Below are 15,534 nucleotides of genomic sequence, written 5' to 3'. Positions count from 1 at the left end.
CAAATGAAGATCATCCTCACCCACGAGGTCTCTGGCCTCGGTGCCGCCGGCGACGTCGTCGACGTCAAGGACGGTTACGCTCGCAACTACCTGATCCCGCGGAATTTTGCTATCCGCTGGACCAAGGGTGGCGAGAAGGACGTCGAGCAGATCCGTCGTGCTCGCAAGATCCACGAGATCCAGACCATCGAGCAGGCCAACTCTGTGAAGGCCCAGCTCGAGGGCGTGAAGGTCCGTCTGGCCGTGCGCTCCGGCGACGCCGGTCGTCTCTTCGGTTCCGTCACCCCGGCCGACATCGCTTCCGCGATCAAGGCTGCCGGTGGCCCCGAGGTCGACAAGCGTCGCATCGAGCTCGGCTCGGCGATCAAGACCCTGGGCGCCCACGAGACGTCCGTGCGTCTGCACCCCGAGGTTGCCGCCAAGGTCAACATCGAGGTCGTCGCGGCCTGATCGCTGCGTTTGGCTCGAAGAGCTGAGAAGGGGCCGCATCCCATGGGGTGCGGCCCCTTCCACTTGCTTGTTTCACGTGAAACGCCCGTCCTGCCTGGCCGGCCGTTTCATGCGGCCGACGGTTTCACGTGAAACGGTCAGCGGGTGGCGCCGGTGATGATCCAACGGCCCGAGCGGGCACGCAGCCAGAGGGTCAGCATCCTGACCGCCATCATCAGCGTCATGGCTCCCCACACCGCGGTCAGACCGCCGCCGAGAACCGGCACCAGCAGGGCCACCGGAGTGAAGACCGCCAGGGTGAGCACCATCGCCCAGGCGAGATACGGGCCATCTCCTGCACCCATCAGCACACCGTCGAGTACGAAGACGATGCCGCAGATGGGCTGGGAGAGCGCCACCACCAGAAGAGCGGGCAGCGCGGCCTCCTTCACCGCAGGGTCGCTGGTGAAGAGCGGCAGGAACAGAGGTCCGGCGATCACGACCAGCAGGCCGAGCACGGCACCCACGGCGATGCCCCACTGGACCATGCGGCGGCAGGCGTCACGGGCGCCCCGGGCGTCGTCGGCACCGAGATACCGTCCGATGATGGCCTGCCCGGCGATGGCGATGGCATCGAGGGCGAAGGCCAGCAGGCTCCACAAGCCCAGAGTGATCTGGTGCGCCGCGATGTCGTCGTCCCCGAGACGGGCGGCCACGGCAGTGGCGATCATCAGAATGGTCCGCAGCGAAAGCGTACGGACCAGCAGGGGAACCCCGGCCTGGGCGGAGGCTCTGATGCCGGCGGCGTCCGGCCGCAGAGACGCGCCATGACGCCGGGCTCCGCGGACCACCACGGCGAGGTAGACCACGGCCATGCCCCACTGGGCGATCACGGTGCCCCAGGCGGAGCCTGCGATCCCGAGGCCCGCGCCGTAGACGAGGCCGACGTTCAGCGCGGCGTTGGCAACGAAGCCCGCGATGGCGACGTAGAGCGGTGTCCTTGTGTCCTGGAGTCCACGCAGGACGCCGGTCGCGGCCAGTACGACGAGCATGGCCGGGATTCCGAGTGCCGAGATGCGCAGATAGGTGGTCGCGTAGGGAGCGGCGGTTTCGGAGGCGCCGAAGAGTTCCACCAGTGCCGGAGCGGTGGGGAGGGTGGCCGCGATCACGGCGGCGCCGAGCAGCAGTGCCAGCCAGATGCCGTCCATGCCCTGACGGATGGCTGCCGGCAGGTCACCGGCGCCCACGCGGCGCGCCACGGCGGCGGTGGTGGCGTAGGCGAGGAAGACGAAGACGCTGACGGCTGTCATGAGAAGCGCGGAGGCGATGCCGAGTCCGGCCAGTTGGGCGGTGCCCAGATGGCCGACGATCGCGCTGTCGGCCATGACGAAGAGCGGCTCGGCGACGAGCGCGCCGAAGGCCGGGACGGCCAGTGCGACGATCTCTCGATCGTGCTGCCGTCGGACAGCCTCGGGGGGCGCGGGGGCCTGTGTCATGACCACCAATCTAATCGTCCACAGGTAAGAGATCCAGTCGCGGTGTGACCCTTACCTCTCCTCGCGTCGCGTCTCCTCTCGCGCGTCGTTCGAAGAGATCTTGGTCCGACCGGGCAACTTTTTCTTCTGCACAGCCGGTGGATGAGGAAAGTGCAGGTCAGAGACGCTTCGCAAGAAAAGTCGAGGGCTTGTTCACAACGCTGTCCACCGGGTCGTGCACAGGTTTCGTGGAGTTCTCCACAGCATAGGGGCCGTCGTCCACATGGCCTGTGGATAACCAGATTGGCTGACGGTGCAGACGGGCCTACCGTGGTCCGGCACCCGCTCCGTCCGTCGGCCGAGGAAACCCTCATAAAACCGACGCGTCACAACCGGAGTTGGCGCTCTCAATTGTCAGTGCCGTGCCGTAGAAAGAAGGCATGGCGAGGTCCGCTCGGCGGACGGGAGGAGGTGGCTCGGTGAGCATTTCCGAGCCCTTGGACGACCCGTGGGCCGACAGCGGGCCCAGTGATCGTCTGCCTCCTGCCCGGCGGCGTGGCGAAGGGGGGCGCGGTCGTGACGAACAGCACGATCGCGGCCGGGACAGCGGTGAGTGGGAAGGCGGTGGCACTGCTTTCGAGCGGGTACCGCCACAGGACCTCGACGCCGAGCAGTCCGTCCTCGGCGGCATGCTGCTGTCCAAGGACGCCATCGCCGACGTCGTCGAGGTACTCAAGGGTCACGACTTCTACAAGCCCGCGCACGAGACGATCTACCAGGCGGTCCTGGACGTCTATGCCAAGGGCGAGCCGGCCGACCCCATCACGATCGCCGCCGAGCTCACCAAGCGCGGCGAGATCAACAAGGTCGGCGGCGCGTCCTATCTGCACACCCTCGTCCAGACGGTGCCGACAGCCGCCAACGCCGAGTACTACGCGGAGATCGTCCACGAACGCGCCGTGCTGCGCCGCCTGGTCGAGGCCGGAACCCGCATCACGCAGATGGGATACGCGGGCGACGACGACGTCGACGAGATCGTCAACCGCGCCCAGGCCGAGATCTACGCGGTCACCGAGCAGCGCACCAGCGAGGACTACCTCCCGCTCGGCGACATCATGGAGGGCGCCCTCGACGAGATCGAGGCGATCGGCTCGCGCAGCGGCGAGATGACGGGCGTGCCCACCGGGTTCACGGACCTCGACTCGCTCACCAACGGCCTGCACCCGGGCCAGATGATCGTCATCGCGGCACGTCCCGCCATGGGCAAGTCGACGCTCGCGCTGGACTTCGCGCGCGCGGCGTCGATCAAACACAACCTGCCCAGCGTCATCTTCTCCCTGGAAATGGGGCGCAACGAGATCGCGATGCGTCTGCTGTCCGCCGAAGCCCGCGTCGCCCTGCACCACATGCGTTCCGGCACCATGACGGACGAGGACTGGACCCGCCTGGCGCGCCGGATGCCCGAGGTGTCCTCCGCACCGCTGTACATCGACGATTCCCCGAACCTGTCGATGATGGAGATCCGGGCCAAGTGCCGCCGGCTGAAGCAGCGCAACGACATCAAGCTCGTGATCATCGACTATCTCCAGCTGATGCAGGCCGGTGGCTCCAAGCGCTCCGAAAGCCGTCAGCAGGAGGTCTCGGACATGTCCCGTAACCTCAAGCTGCTCGCCAAGGAGCTGGAGGTCCCCGTGATCGCGCTCTCGCAGCTCAACCGTGGTCCCGAACAGCGCACGGACAAGAAGCCGATGGTTTCCGACCTGCGTGAGTCCGGCTCCATCGAGCAGGACGCCGACATGGTGATCCTGCTGCACCGTGAGGACGCCTACGAGAAGGAGTCGCCGCGCGCGGGCGAGGCGGACATCATCGTGGGCAAGCACCGTAACGGCCCGACGGCCACGATCACCGTGGCCTTCCAGGGCCACTACTCGCGCTTCGTGGACATGGCACAGACCTGATCCTGTGCCCCGGGCGAAATGAGCTCGACGCCGGCCGCGCGGGCGGATGGACTGGGCCCATGACAACACCTCAGGAAGAGCTGCTTCCCGGCACCCGGCGGGCGCTGCTGCACCGGATCGCCGTGGCCCAGACCGAGGGACGGGCCCCGTCGCTGGTCGCCGCGGTCGTACGGGACGGACGGGCCGTCTGGCACGGGGCGCGGACCTCGGTCGACGGGCACGCGCCGGACGAGAACGTGCAGTACCGCATCGGCTCGATCACCAAGACCTTCACCGCCGTGCTCGTGCTGCGGTTGCGCGACGAGGGAGTGCTCGACCTCGAGGACCCGCTGGAGAAGCACCTGTCCGGGACCGGCGCGGGGGAGCCCACGGTGGCCGAACTGCTCGCCCACACCGGTGGGTTGGCGGCCGAGTCGCCCGGCCCCTGGTGGGAGCGGACCCCAGGCTCGCTGCGGCCGGAGCTCGCCGACGTCCTCGGCGACCAGGTGGCCCCGTTTCCGGCCGGCCGACGTCACCACTACTCGAACCCCGGCTACTCACTCCTCGGTGCTCTCGTGGAAGAGCTCCGCGGGGCGCCCTGGGAAGAGGTATTGCGACGGGAAGTGCTCGAACCTCTGGGTCTCGACCGTACGAGTGTCCGATCACAGGCCCCGGCCGCAGGCGGCTGGGCGGTCCATCCCTGGGCCGATGTGATGCTGCCCGAGCCCGCCGAGGACTTCGGGCGGATGGCCCCGGCGGGCCAGCTCTGGTCCACGGCCGGAGACCTCGCGCGCTTCGCCGCCTTCCTGGCGCGGGGCGACGACCGTGTCCTGAGCGCGGAGACCCTGCGCGAAATGTGGACGCCCGCGGGACCGGCGGGGCTGCCGGATGTGGCGGACGGAGCCGCCTATGGACTGGGGCTGCAGATCCAGCACCGGGACGGCCGGTTGCTCGTGGGTCACTCCGGCTCGGTGCCGGGCTTCCTGGCCACCCTCTCCATCGGTGTGACGGACGACGTGGCCGCGGTGGTGCTCGCCAACTGCACGTCAGGGCTCATGACGTCCCAGGTGGCCGCCGATCTCGTACGGATCGTCGCCGAGGCGGAGCCGCGGATTCCCGAGCCGTGGCGTCCGCTGACAGAGGTGGACCCCGCCGTCCTGGAGCTGGCGGGCCAGTGGCACTGGGGGACCAGCCCCCTCGCCCTGCGGGTGACGGCCGACGGGCTGCTCTCCCTGGGGCCGATGTCCGGCGGCGGCAGGCGCTCCCGTTTCAGGCCGAACGGGGACGGCACCTGGACCGGCCTCGAGGGCTACTACGCAGGAGAGCTCCTGCGGGCCGTACGGCGGCCGGACGGGAGCGTGGACCACCTGGACCTCGGGTCGTTCGTGTTCACGCGTCAGCCGTACGAGGAGGGGGCCGCTGTGCCCGGTGGTATCGACACGGAGGGCTGGCGCGGCATCGGCTGACCGCCCATGAGAAGGAAGCGTCCTGTTTCACGTGAAACAAGGCGCTTCTGTTCGGGCTCGGGGTCTTCGGGTCTTCTTGGGGGTCTTCAGAGCTGGAGCTTGAAGCCCACATGCGAGGCGACGAAGCCCAGGCGTTCGTAGAAGCGGTGGGCATCGGTGCGCGTGCTGTCGGAGGTGAGCTGTACCAACTGGCAGTTCTCACGGCGGGATTCCTCGACAGCCCACTCGATGAACCGCGTTCCCAGGCCACTGCCGCGCTCGTCGGCGTGCACCCGCACGCCCTCGATGACCGACCTGGTCGAGCCGCGCCGCGACAGACCCGGGATGATCGTCAGCTGGAGCGTCCCGACGACGTGTCCCTCGCGGACGGCGACGACCAGACGCTGGTTCGGGTCGGCGGTGAGTCGTTCCAGCGCGGTCAGATAGGGGCTGAGATCGTCGGGTGACTCGCGCTGTGCACCCAGCGGGTCGTCCGCGAGCATGCCGACGATCGCGGGGATGTCCTCGGCGACGGCGGCCCGTATTTCAAGATCTCCCATGCCCGCAACCCTATGTGCCCAAGGCTGCGACGGGTGCGTTCAGCGACTCCACGACCCGTACCAGCGGGGCCAGTTCCGCGTTCCTGGCGGCTTCGTCGAGTGCCTCGCGCAGAGCGGCGTCGTTGGTCGGACGGGCTTCGGCGAGCAGCTTCAGACCGGCTTCGGTGACGTTGGTGTAGATGCCACGGCGGTCGGTGGGGCACAGGTAGCGCTCGAGCAGCCCACGGTCCTCGAGCCGGGTCACCAGCCGGGTGGTCGCGCTCTGGCTGAGGACGACGGCGTCGGCCACCTGCTTCATCTGCAGATGTCCCCCGGTGCCGTCGTGCTGCCGGCTGAGCACGTCGAGCAGGGAGTACTCACGCACGCTCAGGTCGTGCCGGGTCTGTAGCGCGCGCTCGATGTGGGCTTCGATCCTCCCGTGCAGCAGGGAGAGGGCGCACCAGCCCTGGGCGAGCGCGGTGAGTGCGGGGTCCGTCGCAGTCATGGAAATTCTCCTCCGTCCCGGAGCGGCTGACACCAGGATAGAGCAACCTCGCAATATACGGCGCTTGCGTATAGCCAGCGTGTGCAACTATTGTGGACGCACGCAAAGCGCATCTGCAATCGTCTGGGAAGGTGTTACCCCCATGCCTCTCGCGCTTCTGGCCCTCGCGATCGGGGCCTTCGGAATCGGCACGACCGAGTTCGTGATCATGGGTCTGCTGCCCGAGGTCGCGGGCGACTTCGGGGTCTCCATCCCCACGGCCGGCTTCCTCGTGACCGGCTACGCGCTCGGTGTCATGTTCGGCGCCCCGCTCATGACGGTCCTCGGCACCAGGGTCTCCCGCAAGCGGATGCTGATGATGCTGATGGGCCTGTTCATCGTCGGCAACCTGCTGTCCGCCGTCGCCCCCTCGTTCACCGTGATGCTGATCGGCCGCGTGGTCGCCTCACTCGCCCACGGCGCCTTCTTCGGCATCGGCTCGGTCGTCGCCGCGGACCTGGTCGCCCCGGACAAGAAGGCCGGGGCCATCGCGATGATGTTCACCGGCCTCACCGTCGCCAACGTCGTGGGCGTTCCGCTGGGCACTCTCATCGGGCAGAGCGCCGGCTGGCGCGTCACCTTCGCCGTCGTCGCCGTGCTCGGCGTCGTGGGCCTGGCCGGCATCGCCAGGCTTGTGCCCGAGATGCCGCGGGCCGAAGGAGTACGGCTGCGGCACGAGCTGGCCGCCTTCAAGAACGCCCAGGTGCTGCTCGCCATGGCGATGACCGTCCTCGGCTTCGGCGGCGTCTTCGCGGCCATCACCTACATCGCGCCGATGATGACGCACGTGGCCGGCTTCGCCGACGGATCCGTCACCTGGCTGCTGGTCCTCTTCGGGCTCGGCATGGTCGGCGGCAACCTCGTCGGCGGCAAGTACGCCGACCGCGCGCTGATGCCGATGCTGTACGTCTCTCTGGGCGCCCTGGCGGTCGTCCTGGCGCTCTTCACGGTCACCGCCCACAACAAGGTCCTGGCGGCCGTCACGATCGTCCTGATCGGCGCCCTGGGCTTCGCCACCGTCCCGCCGCTCCAGAAGCGGGTCCTGGACCAGGCCCACGGCGCGCCGACGCTGGCGTCGGCGGTGAACATCGGCGCCTTCAACCTCGGCAACGCGCTGTCCGCCTGGCTCGGCGGCCTCGTCATCGCCGCCGGAGCGGGCTACACCGCCCCGAACCGGGTCGGCGCCGCGCTTGCCGCGGGCGCCCTCTTCCTTGCTGTCCTCTCGGCCGCGCTGGAGCGCCGCGACACGGCCTCCGGTGCTGCCGGCGCCCCCAGTGCCGTCGTCGCCGGGGGAACGCCCGCCGAGCGGCAGGCGGCCGTCCAGCGGTGAGACCCGCCGGTCGCCCGGACCGCGACCAACCTCGTCAAGCCTCAGCACCATCCCAAGGAGAAGTACCCGTCATGAGCACCACCACCGTCGCTCCCCTGACCACCCACGACGCCGAGGCCCTCGTCACGGCCGCCCGCCGTGCCGCCGAGGCCGCAGAGGTCACGGTCAGCGTCACCGTCCTGGACGCCGGCGGCCATCTGCTGGCCTTCCGGCGCGATGACCGGGCCGTGCTGATCTCCGGGGAGACGAGCACGCGCAAGGCGTACACGGCGCTTCAGCTGGACGCTCCCACCGCCGACCTCGTCGAGGCCGTGCAGCCCGGCGGCCTCTTCCACACCCTGCCCACCGCCCTGGACCGGCCGCTGCTGTTCATCGCGGGTGGGGTGCCGGTGCATCGCGACGGCCGTCTGATCGGCGCGATCGGGGTTGGGGGCGGCGCGCCGGAGCAGGACCACGGGTTCGCCATGGCCGCCGTGGAGACGCTCGCCTGACCTGTCGCGTTCACCACGAACGCCGGTTTCCGACCTTCATGGGAACCGGCGTTCGTCGTGTCTCCCGGCTTCAGCCGGCCGCCACCGTCAGCGGAGTGAACCGGCGGCGCCAATCGCCCGGCAACTCAGTGATCCCATAGGTCATCACGGCGTTGAAGGCAACGGGCTCCAGGCCCCGGGCTTTCACCCACTCCAGCAGTTCCTCGTGCCGTACGTCGATGTCGGTGCGCAGCGGCCGGTCGGTGCGGGCGGCGAGCGAGGCCAGCAGGGCCTTCGCGGTCTTCGTGTCCCTGGCGATCAGCGGGCCCACGACCTGGGTGTCCATGTTGGGCCATGCGGCCGCGTAACCGATGATCCGGCCGTCGTCCTCGGCGACCCGCAACTGGTCGGTGAACGCGGGCAGGCGAGCGATCACCTGCGTCCGATCGGCGCCGAAGACCTCCTCGTCGAGCCGGAGGATCGCCGTGAGGTCCTCGGCCGTGGCCGCACGCGTGACGACGTCCGGCGCCGTTTCGTCCGGCGTGAAACGCCCGCGCACCATTTCCGCCCGGCCCGTGGTCTTGAAGCCCAGCTCCTCGTAGAGGGGACGGCCGTGCGGTGTGGCGTGCAGGGTCAGCGGGGTGGTGCCCATCAGGGAGACGACGTGCCGCATCAGCCGCCGGCCGATGCCCTGCCGGGCGTGCCGCTCGGCGACCAGCACCATGCCGATGGCGCCGAGGGTGGGCCGGCCGTGCGGCCCGTACTCGGTGACGACGCAGGCACTGACGAGTCCGCCGTCGGGTGCGTCGATGCCGTAACCCGTTCCGGCCGAGAGGAGCAGGCCCCACTTGTGCTCCTCGCGCGGCCACCCCCGGTCCTCGGACAGGTCGGCGCAGGCGGTGAGATCGCGGGGCGTCAGACGACGGATGGGCAGAGCGGTGAGGGAAGGAGTCGGCACGCAGGTCAGGCTGTCCGACCCGTACCGCCGACGTCCACCTGTTTCCCCAGGGACGTACGTGCTTTTGGCCATGTCATGGCCCATCGTTCACGGCCCACTTCCCACCGCCCCATGCGACGGCAGCGCGGGAGTGTTTCACGTGAAACAGAGACCAACGGCAGCCCGGGAAAAGCAGCGTCAGGGAGGTGTCAGGCCTGCCCGATAGCCTCGGGCCATGGCGAGACTTCACCTTTTCGACCTGGACGGCACGCTGCTGCATGGGACGTCCGCTCTGTTGGAGATCTCACGTCAACTCGGTCTGGAGGCCGAGACGGTGGTGCTGGAGCAGTCGATCTCGGCGGGGCTGATCGGGCCGCCGGAGTACGCGACGCAGGCGTATGACCTCTGGGCGCATCTCACTGAGGAGCATGTGACGGCGGCGTTCGAGGGGGCGCCGTGGCTGGCACGTATCCGCGATGTCTGGGCGGAGATAAGGAGCAGAGGGGAGTACTGCGCGGTCGTGTCGCTCTCGCCCTCCTTCTTCGTGGAAAGACTCACTGGCTGGGGCGCCCACGCGGCTTATGGATCCCGTTTCCCGGCGGTCCCTTTCACCGAACCCATGGACCCGGCAGGAGCGCTGAGCGCGGCGGCGAAGGTGCTGATCGCCGACCGGCTCTGCGCGGAGTTCGGAGTGACGCGGGACGACTGTGTCGCTTACGGCGATTCGCTCTCCGACAAGGATCTGTTCGGGGTCGTACCGGTCTCCGTGGCGGTCAACCCGGACCGCCGTCTGGCGGGCCTCGCGACCCACTCCTACGTGGGGAAGGATCTGTGGGATGCCTATGAATTGGTGTGCCACGACCGCTGATTGACGCGTACGTGCGGTTCGCGTGCCCGAGCGAGTTCCGGGGGCGGAAGGGGGCCACTTGTGCCGCGGACGGCGGCCGGTATGGTCGACTCCGGTTCGCTTTCGGAACGAAGTGCGCGCGACACGGTGCACACATTCCGCGCGAACCGAGAACAGGGCAACGCAGCCTAACGGGACGGAGAGATCGAAGACCCGCATTTCCGGTGATGTGACCGGGGCGCCCGGACCGGATGGGATGCTGCGGTGAGAGTGCCGCCCCATCTCGCACACCCGCCTCACCTGTGGGTGCGGAGGGGAAATACGGATGGACCGTGGCGGTCCTGGTCGTGGAACCGAACGGAAAGACAAGCCGTCTGCGGGGGAAACAGGCACCTTCCGATCCAGGAAGTGCGCAGACCGACCGAAAGATGTTCGAGGCGAGGCACACCATGGACGCTCCGACCAGCAGGTCGGCTGACAACGGCACGTCCGGCAGCGGGGACGGATGGTTCACACCGCACAAGCAGCCGGAGCCGGCTCCGCGAGGCGAGCCGGGGGCTTCTGAGGGACGTCGCCTGGCCGCCCTCCGCCCGGTGGGCCGCAATACGGTCGACTCGCACGGTGACGCGCCCCAGGGCGGCACGGACGCCGAGCCCCGGACGGACCCGGACCTGTCGACCCCCGACGCCATGGCCTCCCCCGCGAGCGCACAGCCCCAGCCGCCGCCCTGGCAGGGATCCCCCATTCAGATCCGGCACCCCGCCGAGGCGCCACCCTCCGCGCGACCTCGGCCACCGGCCCCGCCCGAAGCGTCGGCCCTGGGCGAGACACCTGACGCCTCGCAAGGCCGCGCGGGGCCTCGTACACCTGCCCAGCAGCAGACGTCCATGCAGCCGCAGCCGCAGCCGCAGCCGCAGCCGCAGCATCCGCAGCCGTCGGGGTCCGCGACAGCGCCCATGTCCGCGCAGCGGGCCGTGCCGGCCGAGCCCCGTTCGGCCGTGCAGCAGTACACCGCCTCGCCCGTCGATTCCCTGGTGCCCGTTCAGCGGTCGGCGCCCGTCGGCAACGTGTCTCCGGACGCCGTTCTCATCCGGCGGACGATGGCCGAAGTGGCCCCGGTGGCCGACAAGGTCACGTCGTACTTCTACGCGCTGCTGTTCGTCCGCCATCCAGACCTGCGCTCGCTGTTCCCGCCCGCGATGGACGCCCAACGGGACCGGCTCCTCAAGGCACTGCTCACCGCCGCCGAGCACATGGACAACAGAGCGGTCCTCGTCGAATACCTCCAGAACCTGGGCCGTGGTCACCGCAAGTACGGCACCAGGGCCGAGCACTATCCGGCCGTCGGCGAGTGCCTCATCGGCGCGCTGAGCAAGTACGCGGGCGCCGTGTGGAACGCCGAGACGGAGGCGGCCTGGGTCCGGACCTACACCACGATCTCCCAGGTCATGATCGACGCGGCGGCCGTGGACGAACTGCGCGCTCCGCCCTGGTGGTACGCGGAGGTCGTCACGCACGACCTCAGAACGCCGGATGTGGCGATCCTCACCGTCCGCCCCAGCCAGCCCTACCCCTTCCGCGCCGGGCAGTACACGAGCCTGGAGACGCCTTGGTGGCCGCGGATCTGGCGGCACTACTCCTTCGCCTCGGCGCCACGCTCCGACGGTCTGCTGGCCTTCCATGTGAAGGCCGTCCCCGCGGGCTGGGTCTCCAGCGCTCTGGTGCACCGCGCCCGGCCAGGCGACGTCGTCCGGCTCGGTCCGCCGGCCGGTTCCATGACCGTCGACCACACCAGGGACAGCGGACTGCTCTGCCTGGGCGGCGGCACCGGCATAGCCCCCATCAAGGCGCTGGTCGAGGATGTCGCCGAGCACGGCACCCGGCGCCCGGTCGAGGTCTTCTACGGCGCGCGCAGCGACCACGACCTGTACGACATCGACACGATGCTCCGGCTCCAGCAGTCGCACCCCTGGCTGGAGGTCCGCCCGGTGGTCGACCGGCATGGTCTGCTCCAGTTGCCCGACGCGATACGCGCCTTCGGGCCCTGGGCCGAGTACGACGCCTATGTCTCCGGTCCGCCCGGCATGATCCGCAGCGGAGTGGACGCCCTGCGTGGCGTCGGCATCCCCGAGGAGCGCATACGCCACGACTCGGTCGAGGAACTCGTCGCAGCCGGAAGCTGACCCGGCGCTCCGCAGGACGCCCCGGGCCGGGCTCAGGACCTCAGCCGAGGTCGGGTGCGTGCATGGCGCGGACGCCCTCGATATTGCCGTCGAGATAGTGCCGCAGCGACAGCGGTACGAGGTGGACGGAGGCGATCCCGACCCGGGTGAACGGCACGCGGACGATCTCGTACTCGCCGGCGGGTTCCTCGATCTCGGGGCCGTGCCGCAGGGACGGGTCCATGGACTCCAGACGGCAGACGAAGAAGTGCTGCACCTTCACTCCGGTCGCGCCCCCGTCGTCACCGATGTGTTCGACGGTGTCGACGAAGCAGGGCACCACGTCGGTGATCTTGGCGCCGAGTTCCTCGTGCACCTCGCGGTGCAAGGCGTCCACCACCGTCGCGTCGTCCGGTTCGACCCCGCCACCGGGCGTGACCCAGTAGGGATCCACACCGGGCTTGGTGCGCTTGATCAGGATCAGATGGTCGCCGTCCAGCAGAACGGCTCGTGCGGTGCGCTTGACCACGGGTCGGACGGTCATGGGAGAAATGTGGCCCCGCTGGTTCCACGTGAAACATCGTGAGACATCACCGGGTGAACTCATTCCTCGCCACCGCGCGGAAACCGGGTCAGTACCACGCGGCGGCCGCGCCCAGCAGCCACTCGTGGGCCCGCGCGATATGCGGCGTCGCCAGCGTTCCTGTTCGTGCCACGAGAACGTAGGTGCGGAGCGGCGGCACCACCGGCTCGTGCAGCGCGACGATGTCACCGCGCTCCAGAGCGGCCGTGCACAGATAGCGGGGCAGGACCGCCAGACCGGCGCCCGAGACAGCGCACGCGAGGACCGCGCGCAGGTCGGGCACGATGACGGTGCCCGAGGCGGCGGGGCGTGAGTCGAAGACGGAGGCCCAGTAGCGGGAGACCAGGGGCAGGGACTCGTGGACCTCGATGACCGGGAGGTTCTCCAGCGCGGACGCGCCCTTGCGGCACAGCTTCCCGGCATCGATCCGCTCGTCCCACTGCGGGGCGGCGACCAGGACGTGTTCCTCGTCGCACAGCGGAGTGGCAGTGAGCAGTGTCCCGCGCGGTCGAGCCGTGCTGATGGCCAGGTCGTGATGACCGGCAGCCAGGCCCTCCAGGACCTCTTCGGCGTTTCCGAAGGAGGCACGCAGGGCGTACCCCTGGCCGTCGTCGCCGGACAGCTCGGTAAGCGAGGGAAGGGCCCGCTCGGCGGTGAATTCGGGGGGACCGGCGAGGTGCAGCGTCCGCACGGCGGACTCGTCGTCGGGGCCGGTCCCGGCGATCTCCACCAGGGCGTCGAGATGGGGGGCGGCCTTGTGGGCGAGCTCGTCGCCGATGCTCGTCGGCGTCACGCCGCGGGCCTGCCGCAGGAACAGGGGGCGGCCCAGCTGCCGCTCCAGGGTGCGGATCTGGGAGGTGACGGCCGGCTGTGACAGTCCCAGCAGAGCGGCGGCGCGTGTGAAGGAACCGGCCCGGTGCACGGTCACGAAGGTGCGCAGCAAGGCCAGATCCACGGAGCGTCCTCCCTTTTCCCCGCCTTCCTCCAGTTCCGAGGCGGGGCCCAACTATAAATATGTCGATAGGTATCAGTCGCTACTGTGATTGGACACTGACACAGAGTCAACTAGCCTTGTGGGCGCGGTTCTTCGCGCGCAGAACCGAGGACGGTCCGAGCCACGAGGGGGGAGGCTCGGACCGTCCGTCGTCCATGGCGGGACCCTGGGGGGGCGTCCGTATGGCGGTCACCGCGCCGACTCCTCCAGCGCACGCAGCACGTCCGCCACCAGGTCCTCGGGATCCTCGGCGCCGACGGACAGCCGGATGAAGCCCTCCGGCACCGCGTCCCCACCCCAGCGCCCGCGCCGCTCCGCTGTGGACCGCACTCCACCGAAGCTCGTCGCGTCGTCCACGAGCCGCAGGGCGTCGAGGAAACTCTCGGCACGCGCGCGCGTGGACAGCGTGAAGGAGATCACGCACCCGTAGCGACGCATCTGCTGCGAGGCGACCTTGTGAGAGGGGTCGTCCGGCAGCCCCGGGTACCGCAGCCCGCTCACCTCGGGCCTCCCCCGCAGTGCCTCGGCCACGGCCATGGCGGTGGTGTTCTGCCGCTCGACGCGCAACTGGAGGGTGGCGATCGACCGGTGCGCGAGCCAGGCCTCCATGGGCCCGGGGATCGCCCCGACGATCTTGCGCCAGCGGCGTACGGCTGTCATCGGCGCACCGGCCCGCCCGGTGACGTAGCCGAGGAGGACGTCGCCGTGGCCCGTGAGCTGCTTGGTGCCGCTGGCCACCGAGAAGTCGGCGCCGAGTTCCAGCGGGCGCTGCCCGAGCGGGGTGGCGAGCGTGTTGTCCACGGCCACCAGAGCGCCACGCGCGTGTGCCGCCTCGACGAGCCGCCGGATGTCGCACACGTCGAGCCCGGGGTTCGAGGGGGACTCGATCCACAGCAGCTTCGCACCGTCCAGGACGTCCAGCTGGGCGTCGCCGCCGGTCGGCGCGGTGCGGACCTCGATGCCGTACGCCTCCAACTGCGCGCGCACCAGGGGCAGCACCTGGTAGCCGTCGTCGGGCAGCACGACGGTGTCCCCGGCCCGCAACTGGGAGAACAGCACCGACGAGATCGCGGCCATGCCGGAGGCGAAGACGAGCGTCTCGACGTCATCCTGGCCCGGCGCCTCGAGCTCGCCGATGGCGTGTTCCAGGTGGGTCCAGGTCGGGTTCTCGTCACGGCCGTAGGTGTACGGGCCCGTGGGCTCGCCCGGCAGGTGGAAGTGCGCTGCGAACACCGGCCCGGGAAGGGTCGGCTCGTACTTCACCGGCTCGGGCAGCCCCGCCCGCACCGCGCGTGTGCCCTCGCCGGGGCCTCCGGAAAGCTCTCCGTCGGTAGCGGATCCGCTCATGCCACTTGTCCTTCCACGTCGTCTCGTACGGCGGCGAGCAGACCGGCGCTCGCCCTCTCCACCATCTCAAGGCACTCCTCGAAGCCGCTCGGGCGCCCGTAGTAGGGGTCGGGGACGTCGAGGTCGTCGGCTGCCGCGGGATCGTAGGACCGCAGCAGCCGTATCTTCGCCGCGTCCTCCTTCGTGGGTGCGAGGAGGCGCAGGGCCTGGAGATGGCCGGAGTCGAGGGCTATGACGAGGTCGAGGCGGGCGAACCAGGACGGCTCGAAGCGCCGGGCCGTGTGGTCGAGGGCGTACCCGTGCCCCTCCAGGACGGAGAGGGCCCGCGGATCGGCGTTCTCGCCCTCGTGCCAGTCGCCCGTGCCGGCGCTCTCGGCCTCGATCAGTTCCTCGAGGCCGGCGTCGTCCACGCGCGCGCGGAAGACCGACTCGGCCATCGGCGAGCGGCAGATGTTGCCGGTGCAGACGAAACAGACGTGGTAAGTCATCGCGGAC

15 protein-coding genes are annotated in these 15,534 nt (G+C 69.6%); 7 read left to right on the top strand and 8 right to left on the bottom strand.

Going from position 1 to position 15,534, the window contains the following annotated elements:
• Positions 1-3: 3 nt before the first annotated feature.
• The gene (rplI, locus tag ACFWBD_RS07625) at positions 4-450 is read left to right on the top strand and encodes a 50S ribosomal protein L9 (protein WP_020130673.1); all 447 of its coding nucleotides are present in this window, start codon (positions 4-6) and stop codon (positions 448-450) included.
• A 137-nt stretch (positions 451-587) separates the two neighbouring features.
• Here the strand turns inward: rplI and ACFWBD_RS07620 are convergent, their stop codons facing one another.
• Positions 588-1,925, bottom strand: a complete 1,338-nt coding sequence (locus tag ACFWBD_RS07620; RefSeq protein ID WP_385664044.1) for an MATE family efflux transporter — start codon at positions 1,923-1,925, stop codon at positions 588-590.
• Positions 1,926-2,383: 458 nt separating this feature from the next.
• Here ACFWBD_RS07620 and dnaB point away from each other — a divergent pair, with 458 nt between their 5' ends.
• Both dnaB and ACFWBD_RS07610 read left to right on the top strand, forming a co-directional pair.
• A complete protein-coding gene (dnaB, locus tag ACFWBD_RS07615; protein ID WP_385664042.1) occupies positions 2,384-3,862 on the top strand; it encodes a replicative DNA helicase in 1,479 nt (492 codons plus the stop codon).
• A gap of 59 nt (positions 3,863-3,921) precedes the next feature.
• Positions 3,922-5,307: a serine hydrolase domain-containing protein gene (locus tag ACFWBD_RS07610; protein ID WP_385664039.1), complete on the top strand. Its 1,386-nt coding sequence runs from the start codon at positions 3,922-3,924 to the stop codon at positions 5,305-5,307.
• 86 nt (positions 5,308-5,393) lie between these two features.
• On the opposite strand, the gene ACFWBD_RS07605 is transcribed toward ACFWBD_RS07610, so the two are convergent.
• Together ACFWBD_RS07605 and ACFWBD_RS07600 are read right to left on the bottom strand one after the other, a co-directional pair.
• Positions 5,394-5,846, bottom strand: coding sequence for a GNAT family N-acetyltransferase (locus ACFWBD_RS07605; RefSeq protein ID WP_385664036.1), 453 nt, complete (start codon positions 5,844-5,846; stop codon positions 5,394-5,396).
• Between the two features lie 10 nt (positions 5,847-5,856).
• Positions 5,857-6,330 (bottom strand): MarR family winged helix-turn-helix transcriptional regulator, encoded by a 474-nt coding sequence (locus ACFWBD_RS07600; protein WP_385664033.1) that lies wholly within the window; start codon positions 6,328-6,330, stop codon positions 5,857-5,859.
• A gap of 142 nt (positions 6,331-6,472) precedes the next feature.
• On the opposite strand from ACFWBD_RS07600, the gene ACFWBD_RS07595 reads away from it, so the two are divergent.
• Both ACFWBD_RS07595 and ACFWBD_RS07590 read left to right on the top strand, forming a co-directional pair.
• Positions 6,473-7,699: an MFS transporter gene (locus ACFWBD_RS07595; RefSeq protein WP_385664032.1), complete on the top strand. Its 1,227-nt coding sequence runs from the start codon at positions 6,473-6,475 to the stop codon at positions 7,697-7,699.
• A gap of 71 nt (positions 7,700-7,770) precedes the next feature.
• Positions 7,771-8,190 carry a heme-binding protein gene (locus ACFWBD_RS07590; RefSeq protein ID WP_385664029.1) on the top strand — a complete coding sequence of 140 codons (420 nt, stop codon included), beginning with the start codon at positions 7,771-7,773 and terminating at the stop codon, positions 8,188-8,190.
• A gap of 70 nt (positions 8,191-8,260) precedes the next feature.
• Here the strand turns inward: ACFWBD_RS07590 and ACFWBD_RS07585 are convergent, their stop codons facing one another.
• Positions 8,261-9,127, bottom strand: coding sequence for a GNAT family N-acetyltransferase (locus ACFWBD_RS07585; RefSeq protein WP_385664026.1), 867 nt, complete (start codon positions 9,125-9,127; stop codon positions 8,261-8,263).
• A 214-nt stretch (positions 9,128-9,341) separates the two neighbouring features.
• Here ACFWBD_RS07585 and ACFWBD_RS07580 point away from each other — a divergent pair, with 214 nt between their 5' ends.
• Positions 9,342-9,974, top strand: a complete 633-nt coding sequence (locus ACFWBD_RS07580) for an HAD family hydrolase (RefSeq protein WP_385664023.1) — start codon at positions 9,342-9,344, stop codon at positions 9,972-9,974.
• Positions 9,975-10,381: 407 nt separating this feature from the next.
• Complete coding sequence (locus ACFWBD_RS07575; RefSeq protein WP_385664020.1) at positions 10,382-12,136, top strand: globin domain-containing protein; 1,755 nt, start codon at positions 10,382-10,384, stop codon at positions 12,134-12,136.
• Positions 12,137-12,176: 40 nt separating this feature from the next.
• On the opposite strand, the gene ACFWBD_RS07570 is transcribed toward ACFWBD_RS07575, so the two are convergent.
• The 4 genes from ACFWBD_RS07570 to ACFWBD_RS07555 form a co-directional block, all read right to left on the bottom strand.
• Positions 12,177-12,659, bottom strand: coding sequence for an NUDIX domain-containing protein (locus ACFWBD_RS07570; protein WP_385664018.1), 483 nt, complete (start codon positions 12,657-12,659; stop codon positions 12,177-12,179).
• 88 nt (positions 12,660-12,747) lie between these two features.
• On the bottom strand, positions 12,748-13,653 hold the full coding sequence (locus tag ACFWBD_RS07565) for a LysR family transcriptional regulator (RefSeq protein WP_385664016.1): 906 nt from the start codon (positions 13,651-13,653) through the stop codon (positions 12,748-12,750).
• Between the two features lie 228 nt (positions 13,654-13,881).
• Positions 13,882-15,039: a cystathionine gamma-lyase gene (locus tag ACFWBD_RS07560; protein ID WP_385664014.1), complete on the bottom strand. Its 1,158-nt coding sequence runs from the start codon at positions 15,037-15,039 to the stop codon at positions 13,882-13,884.
• Complete coding sequence (locus tag ACFWBD_RS07555; protein ID WP_385664011.1) at positions 15,036-15,527, bottom strand: low molecular weight protein-tyrosine-phosphatase; 492 nt, start codon at positions 15,525-15,527, stop codon at positions 15,036-15,038. Before ACFWBD_RS07555 ends, ACFWBD_RS07560 begins: the two co-directional genes overlap by 4 nt.
• Between the last annotated feature and the right edge of the window lie 7 nt (positions 15,528-15,534).

The sequence above is a fragment of the Streptomyces sp. NPDC060002 genome, from assembly GCF_042737245.1.
Classification (GTDB): Bacteria; Actinomycetota; Actinomycetes; order Streptomycetales; family Streptomycetaceae; genus Streptomyces.
The sequence above is the reverse complement of the archived record's forward strand: the minus strand, read 5'-3'. Positions and strand labels throughout refer to the sequence as shown.

Excerpts from the sequence above, each read along its gene's own strand:
- rplI (WP_020130673.1), top strand. The coding sequence starts at position 4 with ATGAAGATCATCCTCACCCACGAGGTCTCTGGCCTCGGTGCCGCCGGC.
- ACFWBD_RS07620 (WP_385664044.1), bottom strand. The coding sequence starts at position 1,925 with ATGACACAGGCCCCCGCGCCCCCCGAGGCTGTCCGACGGCAGCACGAT.
- ACFWBD_RS07575 (WP_385664020.1), top strand. The coding sequence starts at position 10,382 with ATGTTCGAGGCGAGGCACACCATGGACGCTCCGACCAGCAGGTCGGCT.
- ACFWBD_RS07605 (WP_385664036.1), bottom strand. The coding sequence starts at position 5,846 with ATGGGAGATCTTGAAATACGGGCCGCCGTCGCCGAGGACATCCCCGCG.
- ACFWBD_RS07555 (WP_385664011.1), bottom strand. The coding sequence starts at position 15,527 with ATGACTTACCACGTCTGTTTCGTCTGCACCGGCAACATCTGCCGCTCG.
- ACFWBD_RS07610 (WP_385664039.1), top strand. The coding sequence starts at position 3,922 with ATGACAACACCTCAGGAAGAGCTGCTTCCCGGCACCCGGCGGGCGCTG.
- ACFWBD_RS07590 (WP_385664029.1), top strand. The coding sequence starts at position 7,771 with ATGAGCACCACCACCGTCGCTCCCCTGACCACCCACGACGCCGAGGCC.
- ACFWBD_RS07600 (WP_385664033.1), bottom strand. The coding sequence starts at position 6,330 with ATGACTGCGACGGACCCCGCACTCACCGCGCTCGCCCAGGGCTGGTGC.
- ACFWBD_RS07570 (WP_385664018.1), bottom strand. The coding sequence starts at position 12,659 with ATGACCGTCCGACCCGTGGTCAAGCGCACCGCACGAGCCGTTCTGCTG.
- ACFWBD_RS07560 (WP_385664014.1), bottom strand. The coding sequence starts at position 15,039 with ATGAGCGGATCCGCTACCGACGGAGAGCTTTCCGGAGGCCCCGGCGAG.
- ACFWBD_RS07595 (WP_385664032.1), top strand. The coding sequence starts at position 6,473 with ATGCCTCTCGCGCTTCTGGCCCTCGCGATCGGGGCCTTCGGAATCGGC.
- ACFWBD_RS07580 (WP_385664023.1), top strand. The coding sequence starts at position 9,342 with ATGGCGAGACTTCACCTTTTCGACCTGGACGGCACGCTGCTGCATGGG.